We start from the raw sequence: 12,801 nt of genomic DNA, 5'->3' as shown, positions 1-12,801 counted from the left end.
CGTTGGCGACAACACCACAACCGAGCAGAACCAGCAGGGCAGTGCCTACCAACTCCGCAAGAAATACAACCCCAAGATTGTCCACATTGACCTTCCTTCACGTGACATCGACGTCACTTCGATAAAACTGAGGGGCCGTCACAACGCCGACCCCTCATTGACGCTAGCGATCCGTTGTCGATGCAATCAACCGATTCGCCTGCACGTCTGTTCAGACTCTGCTCCGTCAGTCGGTGACGACCGCAGCAGCGATGGGCGTCTGAGCGGCATCGAGTTCCAGCCCGTGGAACAAGGCGAGGTCGCGCACAGCAGCCGCACGCTCGACGGCGACCTGCGCTGCAGACCAGCCCAGCGCATCCGCGACGAGAGAGCTGAGCTCGTCGAATGCGCCCTGGTCGAGCTCACCTACGAACGCGAGGATCGTGCGACGCAGAACAAGATCGGTGAGGTGCACGACGAACTCGTTCTCGACCAGATAGGCGATCTCTGCAGCCGAGAATCCCGACACATGGGTGAGCTGCTTGTCCTCGTCTGCGGCGCTCAGGGCATCGATGACCTTGTCGGCCTTCGTTCCATACCGTGCCAACAGGGCGCGGGCACGCTCGGCGCCGACATCGGATGCGTGTGCCGAGACCCAGGTATCGGTCGCCTGGGCGGTGCTCGGGAATCCGACGCCGCCGCCGATGGCGAGCTTCTCGGTGCTGACGCTGCGCGTGCGACCGATCAGCTCGAGCGTCTCATTGGTGAGGTGCTCGGAGAGAGCGCGGAACGTCGTCCACTTGCCGCCGACGAGGCTCAGCATCGGAATCTTTGTTCCGCCGAGTCGCGACGGTTCGATGCGGTAGTCACGAGAGACGAATCCGGGCGCCGTGTCGTCATGCTTGGGCAGCGGCCGGATGCCCGAATAGCGATACACGATCTGCGATCGGTCGACAGGGATTCGTGGGAAAACGTGCGACACGAGCTTGAAGAAATAGTCGACCTCTTCTTCAGTGCACACCGCGGGCTGGGTGATGTCGGCCTCGAGGTCCGTGGTTCCGACGAGTACTCGACCGTTGAGCGGATAGATCAGCACGATACGGCCGTCATTGTTCTCGAAGAAGACCTCACCGCCGGCGCACGCCTTGTAGAGGGCGGGGTTGTCGAGCACGATGTGAGAGCCCTTGGTTCCGCCCATAAAAGTACTCGGCATCCCGAGGGCCTCGTTCGTGAGATCCGTCCACGGGCCGGTGGTGTTGACGACGACGTCGGCCGCGACAGTGAACTCGCGACCGGAGACCGTGTCTCGCAGAAGAACGTCATTGCCCGACACACCGATGGCCTCGACGTAGTTTGCACTGCGAGCATTCGAGCCCACCGCGCGGGCATCCTCGACCAGGTCGAGAGCCAGACGCTCGGGGTTTTCGACGGCAGCGTCGAAGTAGGTCGCCGTGTACTTCACGTCAGGGCGGAGCTGGGGAAGCTTCTCGAGCGACTTCTTGCGACCGGCGAACTGGTGACGAGGCACGGAACCGCCGTCGCGCGAGAACGAGTCGTAGCCGAGCAGCCCGAGCTTGATGAGCAGCGCGCCGCGCTCCTTCGGCTTGCCCTGCTTGTGCGTGAGGAAGCGCAGAGGTGCAGAGACGATGCCCGAGAATGTCGAGAAGATGGGGATCGTCGTGGGCAGCGGCTTCACGTAGTGCGGGGCAAGCCGCAACAGACGGTTACGCTCCTGCACGGACTCGCGCACGAGTCGGAATTCGCCGTTCTCGAGGTAGCGCACGCCACCGTGGATCATGTGGCTCGACGCGGCCGAAGCACCTGAGCAGTAGTCGCTGCGCTCGACGAGGATCACATCGACCCCCTGCAGCGCCAGGTCACGGAACGTCGCGATTCCGTTGATGCCTCCGCCGATCACGAGCACCTGCGCTCGTGGCTGCGCGACGAGGCCCGCGACGTCGGGCCGAAGCTCTGCGGCGCTGGATGGGGAAACGACTGGTGCACTCACTGTGTACTCGCCTTCGTGTAAGTAAGTTCTTGATTACCCATCAAGTCTCGACATCTGTACACAATTGTTCAAGCGATATGCACAGACGTGCAGTCCGTGGGAGTATGGTCACATGACCATCGCTTCCGCGGACCAGCACGCAGAGAAATCGCGCGACGCCTTGCGCGCTGCTCAGCTCTACTACCTCCAGGACATAACCATGGAGGCTATTGCTCACGAGTTGCACACCTCGCGCTCGTCGGTCTCACGCCTGCTGAGTTTTGCGCGGGAGACGGGCCTCGTCGAGATCCAGGTCAAGTCGCCGGCAGAGCGGGTCTCGACATCTCAGCAGCGGATGCGCGAGCGCTACGGCGTCACCGCCCACATCGTGCCCGTGCCCGCGTCGACGAACGAGGTCGATCGCCTCGAACGTGTGGCCGTGTCGGCTGCACGCATTCTCACCCCGTTCGTCGATTCCAACATGACGATCGGAGTCGCCTGGGGATCGACAATCAGCGCAGTGAGCCGTCACCTCCCCGAAAAAGTGACACACAACACGACGCTCGTGCAGCTCAACGGGGCCGCGAACTTCCAGACGACCGGCATCGTGTACGCGAGCGAGATCATGACCCGCTTCGGAGTCGCGTTCGGCGCCGCTGTGCAGCAGTTTCCCGTTCCCGCGTTCTTCGACGACGCTGCAACCAAGCAGGCGATGTGGCGCGAACGAGCGATCAGACGCGTACTCGATATCCAGAAGAGAATGGATATAGCCCTCTTCGGCCTCGGTTCGCCATTCGCCGATGTGCCCAGCCACGTCTATATCGGCGGCTACCTCGACGAGTCCGACTATGCATCCCTCACTCGATCGGATGTCGTCGGTGACGTCGCCACCGTGTTCTACCGAGCCGATGGGTCGTCGACCGACATCCCCATGAACTCGCGCACGAGTGGCCCCAGCCTCGAACTCGTGTCGCGCGTAGCCCGGCGTGTCTGCGTGGTGAGCGGCAAGTCGAAGTTGCCAGCCCTTCGGGGCGCCCTGGCCGCAGGCCTCATCACCGACCTGATCATCGATGAGCCCACGGCACATCTGCTGACCGATGATGCGGCGTAATCGACTGCGCTCGCCCACGCTCCGGATGCCGGCGGTCGGTTTCTCTTCCTGACCCCATGCACCCCCGTGGCCCGGTATCCTAAAAAACGGCCTGCCCGACCACAGCGACGGTATTCGATCGATCCGAATGCCGAAGGAGTTCCATGACTTTCGATGCCCTCTCCCCCGAACCTCAGAATTCCGACGAGAACCGGGAGAAAGTCGATTCTTCCGCCGTGTCCAAGACCGAACAGCCACTTGTGCTCTCGGGTCGTGATCGCTTCGCCGTCAGGCTCATCGATGCCGCCGTCAAGATCGGGTCGGAGGACTTTCAGGCGCGCTACCGCCCTGTCACCGAAGAACTCTTCAGCCACCACCTCATCGACCCCACGGCCAAGCCTGCCTACGTTCAACCCGACCTCGAACCGATTTCGACACTCGAGACCACAGAAGATCCACTCGAGATCATCCGTCTACACCTCGACAGCGTGATCGAGGATCGCCAGGCGCGCGACGAAGCACGAATCAACGCCGAAGCACACCTGGCGGACGTCTCGGCACAACTGGCCGAGTCTCGGGCGCATGCCGACGACCTGCAGCAGCAGCTGACCACACAGACCGCTCGCGCCGAGAATGCCGAGGCAGAGGTCGAGCGGCTCCGGGCAGAACTGCAGAGCCAGGTAACAGCCCTCACCGCGCAGCGCGAGGCCGAGGTGGCAGCCCTGCACCAGCAGCGCGAGAGCGAGGTGGCGGCCTTGCACCAGCAGCGCGAGCACGAGGTGTCCGCTCTGAACGATCAGCGTACCGCCGAGGTAGCGGAGCTTTCGGCTCGCTTGACGGCCGAGGTGACAGCCCTCACCACGCAGCGTGACACCGAGGTCAGTTCCGCTCACCAACAGCGCGAAGCAGAACTTTCGGCGCTGACGAACGAGCGCGACGCGCAGGTTGCCGCCTTGCACCAGCAGCGCGAGAACGAGCTGCTCTCGTTGACGACCCAGCACGACGCTCAACTGGCGACGCTGCAGCAGAACCACGACGCAGAGGTGGCGGAGCTCCGAGCCAAGCTGACTTCCGAGGTCGCAGCAGTGTCGAGCCAGCGGGAGAACGAGGTCGCGACGCTCCGCAGCGAGCGAGACGCCACGATCGCCGGGCTTCACGCGCAGCGGGAGACCGAGGTGGCGTCGCTCACGGCGGAGCTCGCCGAACTTCGCGCCCAACGCGACGCGCAGGTCGCCGAGCTCACGGCACGACTGGAGTCTCAGATCGCCGAGCTGGAGGGCACCCGCACGACAGACGTCACCGCGCTTGCCGCAGAGCACACCACGCAACTCGAGACCATCGATGAGGCCCACCAGCAGCAGATCGCCGACTTGAAGGCCGCGCATGACGCTCAGGTAGACGAACTGACCAGCGCACACGAGCAGCAGATCGCGGAACTGAGCGCCAGCCACGAGCGGCAGACGTCGGAACTGATCGCAGAGAAGGAGGCCTTGGCTTCCGACACGCAGGCAGACTCCATAGACACTGGCACGGCGCTCTCCGAGGTGCGGAGCGACCTGGCCGACGCTATCGCTCGGGCCGAGCAGACGGCATCCGATCTCGAAGAGAGCCGCGCCGAGATCACTGCACTGCGTGAGGAACGCGACCGCAGCGCCGCCCAGCGCGATGCGGCGATCGAGGAGCTCGACGGCGTCACCGCCCAGCGCGGCGAATGGGAGAACCGGCTTCGCCTGACCGTGGCCGCTCTGGCGAGCGCCGACGTCGTCGGCGACTGGACCGAGGACAACGCCCCCGACGAGCGACTGGTCGAGTTCGTGCAGTCGACGACGCAGGCGCTCGAGCAGAAGATCAGTCGTATCGAACAGATTGCGACGGAAGAGCTCGTCGACGAGTCAGAGACGAATGAGTACGCGATCGGCGCAAACGACGCGGCCGTGCGAGTGCTCAACGCACTCGACGATGTCGATGCTGATGCTGATGTCGATGTGCCTGTCGACGCTCAATAGCTCGGGGCGACCGGGGCGGCTCACGACGCTCTAGGCGAAGCCGCCTCGCCACTGCTCTCGTCGAGTCGGAGACCGGGTTGCGGCTGCTTGCGCAGCTGACCGGAAACGGTCAGAGCAACGATCAGACCGACCAGCACGATTGCCCCAGGAACTCCGAGGATCGTTCCCCAGACGGCATTCTCCCCCGGATGCGCGTCTGAGAACGTGACCAGCCAGGTCGTGGTCGCCGCGTTGATGGCGCCGTGGGCGATCACGGCAGGCCAAACAGACGCCGTGCGCAGACGAAGCCAGCCGAAGATGATGCCGAGAAGCACACACCATGCTGTCATGAGCGCCACTCCCACCAGGTCGGTGCGGCCGTAGTTGTAGCCGAGCAGGATGATCGGCGAATGCCACACGCCCCAGATGACTCCGGTGATGAGCAGGGCAGGCCACGTGCCGAGCGGCCGCAGGTTCGGCAGCAGCCATCCTCGCCAGCCGAGCTCCTCGCCGAAGGCGGCAAACGACGAACTCACGATCGCGATCGGCAGCGTCACGACGTTGATCAGCACGATCATCTCGATCGACAACCCAGGAACGTTTTGACCCGCCGCGGCCATGGCTGCGTCGAGGCCGGAGTACGACACGAAGTCGAGCCGGATCAAACCGAGAGCACTACCCAACAGCATCGCGAGGAAAGCAAGGACCGGGACACCGACGAACGCCAGGGCGCAGAACAGAAGTGTTCGTCCGATCGGACGCAGCGGCGAGAGCCCGAGCAGGCGCGGGATACTCGCCGGCCTCCTGATGAACAGCACACAGACGAGGGCGGCAATCGTCGGCGTGTACATCATCGCGAGCGTGGTGAGCATAAAACGTGAATCCGACAGGCCCTCACCGGAGAACCAGATGGGAAGCTGCACCAGCCAGCCGAGACCGCACGAGATCGCCGCGAAGGACAGAACCGCAGGCCAGGAGACAGACGTCGGATACACCGGCCCCCGTCTGATGTTCTTGGCCCGCTGCGCCTCTGCCTTCGCCAACCGAATATCGGATGCTGTGGCCGGCACCACGGCGATGGGCGGACTCGCCAGCACCGGCGTGGGATCCTGCGATGCGTTGCTCATTTACGACTCCTTGCTCGACACCTGATCGTGCGTCTCAGAGTATGAACGTCGTGTACTCCCGCACATCCGCCGCACGATTGACCCGATGCGCGCTACTCCCCCTTGCGAGGGAGAGAGCTGGGCGACACCACTGATGTGACAGGCTTGTCGCTGTGCCCAAAACTCTCGATGCGATCGACCTCGACGTAGAACTCGATGAGCGACTATCGCTGGGCGCTCCATGGATAACGCTCGTGTGGAACGACCCGGTCAATCTCATGTCGTACGTCTCCTACGTCTTTCGCAGCTACTTCGGATTCTCGAAGGCCGAGGCCGAGCGCAGAATGCTGCAGGTGCACACCGAGGGTCGAGCCGTCGTAGCCACGGGCACGCGCGAGGAGATGGAACGGCACGTCGAAGCCATGCACGGCTTCGGCCTCTGGGCGACGCTGCAGAGAGTCGACTCGTGACCCCGTTCACCCGAGAAGGCGACGTCATCACTGCCTCGTTCGAGCATGTCGAGACCGACATCCTGGTCAAGCTCGCTACCGACGTGCAGGAGCTCCTCACCGACACCTCCGGAGTCGAGCCTCACTCACCTGGATCACGGGCCATTGACAGACTCCTGCCCGCAGCGTATGGCGATGGCGGCGAGGACGATGCCGAGTTCCGTCGCTTCACTTCAGATGGTCTCATCGAAGGCAAGGTGAGCAACGCCCAGTCGGTGATCGACGCTCTTCTATCCGCGCGCGTATCGGGCAATCCGGTGAGGCTGGATGCGGCTGCATCACAGGCCTGGCTGCGATGCCTCACCGACATCCGGCTCACGATCGCCGCCGATCTGGGTATCGAGCACGACGATGACGAGCTTCAGCCGGCCGATCGAGACCGCTATCTGCTCGACGTCTACAGGTGGGTGGGGTTCGTGCAGGAGACCCTGATCAACACGCTGGAGGTCGAGCTCTCCTGAACCATTGAGACTCGGTGTCCCATCGCGCATTACAGCCGCGGCGTCAAGACAGAGAGACTGTAGGGCGGAAACGAACTTCAGGAGAATTCATGGCAGTCGAGTATGGCGAGTCGCTGAACGGAATCCGGTCGACCCGCATGACCTCAGAGCAGATCCGGCGTCGTATGCTCGACGCTGCGATCGCCTCGGTCGGCAAAGGAGGCATGAGCCTGGGCTTTCCCGGTCTTCAGATGGACGAGGTGATCACGGCTGCTGGTGTCTCCCGGAGCTCCGTCTATCGCATCTGGCATTCGAAAGAGATGTTCGTCGGCGATCTGCTCAACGAGGCCGCGAGTCGTTTCTCAGACGAGCTCAGCGACGATCACGCGCTCCGCACCGCTATAGACCTCATTTCGTCTCGACCCGACCTGCACTCGTCCGAAGCGGGGAGGCTCCGTCTCATACGTGAGGCCATCAGAGTCGTCCTCGAGCAGAATTTCTACAGCACGATCGACTCGGCGGCGTGGCAGTCGTTTCTCGCGACGTCGGCAGCGCTTCTCGTCGACGATGGCAACGAGGCGCTGCGCCGTGTCGCCGAAACGCTTCGGCAAGGCAGCGACCGATTCATTGCCCAGATGGCCGCATTCCACGAGGCCCTGACATGTCTGCTCGGATTCAAGCTACGCGACGACTTCGCCGGCGGATACACCCTGTACGCCGTGCTCGGCTCGTCGATTGTAGAAGGCCTCGCGGTGCGTCACTTGTCGAACCCCGCCGTGACGGACAACTTCTACGTCGGCCCGCCGACTCTCACCGATGAGCCCACGGAATGGGCGCCGTCGGCGATCGGCTTCCTCGCCATCTTCGATCAGTTCCTCGTTCCAGATCCCGACTTCGACCCGAGCACGATCTGCTCCTGCCTGGAGGAGCTCGGCCGCACGACAGGAGGCCGTTCGGCGGCCGTCGACGCACCGTGATCTGTCTCCCCCACACGGTCAACGGTCGACGATGATCTCCCAAATGCGAGCCGATGCCCGCATGACTCAGAGAGAGGCTCTGATCATGCTCGGCTCAACATTTCGTTTTCCGCTCGAGATCGACGACGATGGTTCGGCCTATCTCAGGCCCACCTCAGACACCACGCTCGAGGTGCATGTCGACGACGCCGATCCGCTGCATCCACTCGTGCTCACCGTGTGGCACTGGAAGGGCCACGCAGAAGCCCTGCTCGCGCGCGATGAATTACGAATCCTCATCTCAGGCAAGACAGGCTGGCACATCGTTCCCACGGAGCGAGAGTAAGAGCGAGCAGAGACGTTAAACGACGAAAGCCTCAGACTTTCGTCTGAGGCTTTCGTACTTCTGTTGCGGGGACAGGATTTGAACCTGCGACCTCTGGGTTATGAGCCCAGCGAGCTACCGAACTGCTCCACCCCGCGCTACCTGTTAAGACTAACACAGGGTGGGAGCGGTTCGGACCACCGGGCCGGGCTTATTGCCCCTGCGCCGACAACGCGCGGTCGAGGGCGGCCTTGAGCTTGGCGTCGGCAGCACCGTACGCAGCCCAATCGCCTGCCTTCATCGCGGTGTCACGCTCATCGAGCGCTGCCTTGGCATCTTTCAACGCCTGGGTCAGACCGCCGGTGTCTGTCGTCGGTGTACCCGTTCCGGTATTCGGCTGCGTGCCCGCCGAATTGTCGGGCGCCTGGCCGCCATCAGTGACGGGAACGGACTCGTCGCCGGCAACCGCGCCGGAGTCTCCACCGAACAGCTCGTCAAGTGCCGCATCCAAGGTGTCTTCGAACGCGATCTTGTCACCGAAAGCGACGAGGATCTTCTGCAGAAGCGGGTAGCTGGTGCCGCCCTTGGACTGAACGTAGACCGGCTGCACGTAGAGGAGTCCGCCACCGACCGGGAGGGTCAACAGGTTTCCACTCTTGACCTGGGTCTCACCCTGTCTCAGCAGGTTGAGCGCCTGCGACACGGTCGGGTCGGTGGTGAAGTTGTTCTGCACCTGACCTGGGCCGGGCACGGTGTCGTCCTTCGGTAACGTCAGCAGCCTGAGCTTGCCGTAGTCGGCCGAGACTTTGCCGTCTTCTGAGCCGGCGTTCGAGTCGACAGCCAGATATCCGTTCAAGACGTTTCGACTGCCCTCACCGGTCGACACGGGAATGAAGGTCGAGTAGAGCGAGTACGACGGTGCCTCCTGACCGGGCATCTGCAGCGTCAAGTAGTACGGCGGTTGCAGACTCGGGCTATTCGACGGGGCGGTGGGGTCGTTCGGAGTGGTCCAGGCATCCTGCTTGGAGTAGAACGAACCGGCGTCTGTCACGTGGTACTCGCCGAGGATCGCGCGCTGCACCTTGAACAGGTCGGCCGGATAGCGCACGTGGCTCAGAAGGTCGCCGCTCATCTCGCTCATCGGCTTGAGCGTCGACGGGAAGATCTTCTGCCAGGTCTTGAGCAGCGGATCGGTGTCGTCCCAGGCATACAGGGTGACCTTGCCGTCGTAAGCGTCGACCGTGGCCTTGACCGAGTTGCGGATGTAGTTGATGTCATCGACAGCGAACGCCGGCCGGGGCTGATACGTGTCGGCGATCACATCGGAGAGGCTCTCCGTGCGCGAATACGGATAGTTCGCGCTCGTGGTGTAGCCGTCGACGATCCAGACGACCTTGCCGTCGACGACAGAGGCGTAAGGATCGGAGTCCATCGTCAGATAGGGCGCGACCTTCGCGACTCGCTTCGCCGGGTCACGGTCGTAGAGAATCTGCGACTGGTCGGTCACACCGTCTGACAGGAAGATCTGCTCCGACTGGAACTTCAAGGCATAGACGAGCTTGTTGAAGATGTTGTCGAGCTTCGGTCCACCGTCTCCGGTGAACGTGGTGTAGGTCTGCTGCGCACCCTCTTCGCCCGACGGGTAATCGAGCTCGTTCTTCGGGCCGCCTTCTGGCCCTCCGACGATGGAGTAGTCGGGCGACGTTTCGCCGAAGTACACTCGCGGCTCGTACTGACCGAGCTCGCCTGTGGTCGGAATGCCCGACTCGAGGAAGACGGGCTGCCCGTCGACAGAGCGCTGGTTGCCGAACGCCGCGACGAGTCCGTAGCCGTGGGTGTAGACGATGTGCTGGTTGTACCAGGTGTTCGACGTGCCGAGGCCGTCGAGGTTCAGATCGCGAACGGTGGTCACCGCATCTTGCACGGTGCCGTTGATGTTGTAGCGATCGACATCGAGGTACTGCGGGAACTGGTAGTACTGGCGGAACTGCTCGAGCTGCTTGTAGGTGTCGGAGACGAGAGCCGGGTCGATGATGCGGATGTTCGCGGTCGTGACCGCATCCTGTCGCAGCGCACCTGCGGTCGCGTCGGTCGTGGCGTCGTATTCGGTCTCTTCTACGCCGGAGACGCCGTAGGCGTCGCGGGTGGAGTCGATGTTGCGCTGGATGTACTCCGACTCGAGCGAACGCTCGGACGGGTCGACCTGGAAGCGCTGAACGACCCACGGGTAGAGCGAGCCGAGGATGAGGCTCGAGACGATGAGCAGCACCGTGCCGATGATCGGCAGACGCCAGCGACCGATGACCGCGGCAACGATGAACAGCAGCGCCACGATGCCAGCGATACCGGCCAGGATCGAAAGGCCCGGGATGGTGCCGTTGACATCGGCGTAGGTCGCCCCTGTGATGAGCTTGCCGGTGCCATTCGTGGCCGTGGCGTACTGGTCGAGCCAGATGCTGGCGGCCTGAACGGCGAGGTACAGCGCGGCCAGAATCGCGATCTGGATGCGCGCTGTCTTGGAGATTCGCACCTCGCGGCCGGCCACACGAATCGCTCCGTAGAGGTAGCTGGTGGCAAGGGCGGCGATTCCCGCAACGAGGATGACGGCGGAAGCGAACCCGACGACGCCACGGAAGAACGGAAGGTCGTAGAGGAAGAACGAGATGTCGAGACCGAACTGCGGGTCGGTCTGGCCCGTGGGAGTTCTGTTCAGCCACATGAGGGTCAGCTGCCAGCGCGAGGCCGTGGCGACACCCGCGAAGATGCCGAGCACAACGGGGATGGCGATGGAGGCGAGGCGTCGAAGCGGCTCAACGACCTGCTGATAGCGGTCGAGTTGCGAGTTGAGTTTCGCGTAGACGGGACGCCAGCGGAACGCGATCTCGATGGATGCCCAGACGGGAACCGCCATGGCCAGGAATCCGACGAGGAACATCACCCCGCCCGCAGTCCATTGCGTGGTCAGCACATCGAGGAACCCGAGCTGGTCGTACCAGAGGATCTCGGTGTAGAGATTGGAGAAAGCGAAGAATGCGATTGCCAGGGCGACGACGATGGCGATGGTGATCGCCAGGGGTGCTCGGGATCTTCTGATGGGCTTCTCGGCGGTTTGGGAAGTCACGTGTGGGGGCCTCTTTACAGCGGTGCGGTGTCTGTCCATCCTAGACAAGGCATGCTGAGAAGTGCCCAGGCGACAGTTGCGCCACGGGAGAACACGGCCTACTCCACGGCCAGGGGCCGACTACTTGGCGGCGCTCGCGTCGCAGGTGGGCAGTGCGTCGAGACCGGTGCCGCTCGAGATCGCCTTCAGGGCATTCAGCGAATCGTCGAGGGTCGCCACCGCGAAGACTCGGATGCCGTCAGGCACGTGCCCCGTGACCTCGTCGCAATTCGACGCTGGAGCCAGAAACCAATCGGCTCCGGCGTCACGCGCGCCGAAGAGTTTCTGGCGGATACCGCCGATCGGACCGACGGTGCCGTCTGCCGAGATCGTTCCCGTGCCGGCCACCTTCTGACCGCCGTTCAACTCGCCATCTCTGAGCTTGTCGATGATTCCGAGCGCGAACATCATGCCGGCGCTCGGGCCACCGACGTTGTCGAGCTGGATCTTCACATCGAACGGGAAATCGAAGTTGGACTGCACGCCGATTCCCAAGACCGATGTGTCACCGCTCGTGATCGGGGTGATGGATGCCTCTACGGGCGTGCCAGCGCGCGTCACGTCGACGATGGCTGGCTTGTCGACGCCGTTCGCCGCAACGGCCGCCCGGAGTTGGTCGATGGAGCCGACGGCCTGGCCGTTGACACTCGTCACGATGTCGCCGGTCTCGAGTTCGCCTTCGGCGGGCGAATCCTTCGCCACGCTTCCGACGCTGACGCTGGTCGTGAAGTCGTAGCCGAGGCTGCTGAGCGCAGCCGCTATCGCCTCCTGCTGGCTGTCGACCATCAAAGCGGCGTTCTGCTCGTCACGCTGTTCTGTCGTGACGTCGGGAGGATAGACGGCTTCGAGCGGCACAACGGCCTTGCTGCTGTCGAAATACGCCTGCACGACCTCGGCCCACGACGGGGTCTGCTTCGGAGTGCCGACAACCGAGACCGTGAGCATGTCGAGGGTGCCCGAGGTCGGATACGTGGTCTCCCCGTCGATAGAGATCAGCGGGGTGTCCTTGCCCTCCACCGTCTGAGAGCCGAGAGTGTCGAACACGGGGCCCGGCTGCTCGATGACATAGGGAGTCGGAAGGAAACTCATAACGAGGCCGAGCACGAGCGCGAGGACCAGGACGGTCCAGCCCGTTGTCCGACGACGTGCAGCGCGACGCTCGGTAGCGATCTCCTCGGGTGAGCGGAGCACGAAGGGCACGCCCGCCCGCGCATCCGTATCGTCGAGGCGGTCTGCGTCATTCGCACCGAACAGGCTCACGTGT

General features: G+C 63.3%; 10 protein-coding genes and 1 tRNA gene. 6 read left to right on the top strand and 5 right to left on the bottom strand.

The features are described from left to right. Nucleotides 1-226: 226 nt before the first annotated feature. Nucleotides 227-1,987: a glycerol-3-phosphate dehydrogenase/oxidase gene (locus B9Y86_RS13600; protein ID WP_085486922.1), complete on the bottom strand. Its 1,761-nt coding sequence runs from the start codon at nt 1,985-1,987 to the stop codon at nt 227-229. A 112-nt stretch (nt 1,988-2,099) separates the two neighbouring features. Here B9Y86_RS13600 and B9Y86_RS13595 point away from each other — a divergent pair, with 112 nt between their 5' ends. Continuing rightward, on the top strand, nt 2,100-3,077 hold the full coding sequence (locus B9Y86_RS13595; RefSeq protein ID WP_085486920.1) for a sugar-binding transcriptional regulator: 978 nt from the start codon (nt 2,100-2,102) through the stop codon (nt 3,075-3,077). 143 nt (nt 3,078-3,220) lie between these two features. Next, a complete protein-coding gene (locus B9Y86_RS13590; RefSeq protein WP_085486918.1) occupies nt 3,221-5,062 on the top strand; it encodes a coiled-coil domain-containing protein in 1,842 nt (613 codons plus the stop codon). A 20-nt stretch (nt 5,063-5,082) separates the two neighbouring features. Here B9Y86_RS13590 and B9Y86_RS13585 read toward each other — a convergent pair whose 3' ends face one another. Beyond that, nucleotides 5,083-6,168: a CPBP family intramembrane glutamic endopeptidase gene (locus tag B9Y86_RS13585; protein WP_085486916.1), complete on the bottom strand. Its 1,086-nt coding sequence runs from the start codon at nt 6,166-6,168 to the stop codon at nt 5,083-5,085. 152 nt (nt 6,169-6,320) lie between these two features. Here B9Y86_RS13585 and clpS point away from each other — a divergent pair, with 152 nt between their 5' ends. The 4 genes from clpS to B9Y86_RS13565 all read left to right on the top strand — a co-directional run bounded on the left by clpS (nt 6,321) and on the right by B9Y86_RS13565 (nt 8,398). Next, complete coding sequence (clpS, locus tag B9Y86_RS13580) at nt 6,321-6,617, top strand: ATP-dependent Clp protease adapter ClpS (protein WP_085486914.1); 297 nt, start codon at nt 6,321-6,323, stop codon at nt 6,615-6,617. Then, the gene (locus B9Y86_RS13575) at nt 6,614-7,117 is read left to right on the top strand and encodes a DUF2017 domain-containing protein (protein ID WP_176223362.1); all 504 of its coding nucleotides are present in this window, start codon (nt 6,614-6,616) and stop codon (nt 7,115-7,117) included. Before clpS ends, B9Y86_RS13575 begins: the two co-directional genes overlap by 4 nt. Before the next feature lie 89 nt (nt 7,118-7,206). Further along, nucleotides 7,207-8,073: a TetR/AcrR family transcriptional regulator gene (locus B9Y86_RS13570; RefSeq protein ID WP_085486910.1), complete on the top strand. Its 867-nt coding sequence runs from the start codon at nt 7,207-7,209 to the stop codon at nt 8,071-8,073. Between the two features lie 61 nt (nt 8,074-8,134). After that, complete coding sequence (locus B9Y86_RS13565) at nt 8,135-8,398, top strand: glycoside hydrolase family protein (RefSeq protein WP_139824900.1); 264 nt, start codon at nt 8,135-8,137, stop codon at nt 8,396-8,398. Between the two features lie 63 nt (nt 8,399-8,461). On the opposite strand, the gene B9Y86_RS13560 is transcribed toward B9Y86_RS13565, so the two are convergent. The 3 genes from B9Y86_RS13560 to B9Y86_RS13550 form a co-directional block, all read right to left on the bottom strand. Beyond that, nucleotides 8,462-8,535, bottom strand: a tRNA-Met gene (locus B9Y86_RS13560). Between the two features lie 53 nt (nt 8,536-8,588). Further along, on the bottom strand, nt 8,589-11,537 hold the full coding sequence (locus tag B9Y86_RS13555; protein WP_176223361.1) for a UPF0182 family membrane protein: 2,949 nt from the start codon (nt 11,535-11,537) through the stop codon (nt 8,589-8,591). Nucleotides 11,538-11,618: 81 nt separating this feature from the next. Then, nucleotides 11,619-12,728 carry a YlbL family protein gene (locus tag B9Y86_RS13550; protein ID WP_410371843.1) on the bottom strand — a complete coding sequence of 370 codons (1,110 nt, stop codon included), beginning with the start codon at nt 12,726-12,728 and terminating at the stop codon, nt 11,619-11,621. Nucleotides 12,729-12,801: the final 73 nt, after the last annotated feature.

Source organism: Agreia pratensis (assembly GCF_900177685.1).
Lineage (GTDB): Bacteria > Actinomycetota > Actinomycetes > Actinomycetales > Microbacteriaceae > Agreia > Agreia pratensis.
The sequence above is the reverse complement of the archived record's forward strand: the minus strand, read 5'-3'. Positions and strand labels throughout refer to the sequence as shown.

Excerpts from the sequence above, each read along its gene's own strand:
- B9Y86_RS13565 (WP_139824900.1), top strand. The coding sequence starts at position 8,135 with ATGACTCAGAGAGAGGCTCTGATCATGCTCGGCTCAACATTTCGTTTT.
- B9Y86_RS13585 (WP_085486916.1), bottom strand. The coding sequence starts at position 6,168 with ATGAGCAACGCATCGCAGGATCCCACGCCGGTGCTGGCGAGTCCGCCC.
- B9Y86_RS13570 (WP_085486910.1), top strand. The coding sequence starts at position 7,207 with ATGGCAGTCGAGTATGGCGAGTCGCTGAACGGAATCCGGTCGACCCGC.
- B9Y86_RS13555 (WP_176223361.1), bottom strand. The coding sequence starts at position 11,537 with ATGGACAGACACCGCACCGCTGTAAAGAGGCCCCCACACGTGACTTCC.
- B9Y86_RS13590 (WP_085486918.1), top strand. The coding sequence starts at position 3,221 with ATGACTTTCGATGCCCTCTCCCCCGAACCTCAGAATTCCGACGAGAAC.
- B9Y86_RS13595 (WP_085486920.1), top strand. The coding sequence starts at position 2,100 with ATGACCATCGCTTCCGCGGACCAGCACGCAGAGAAATCGCGCGACGCC.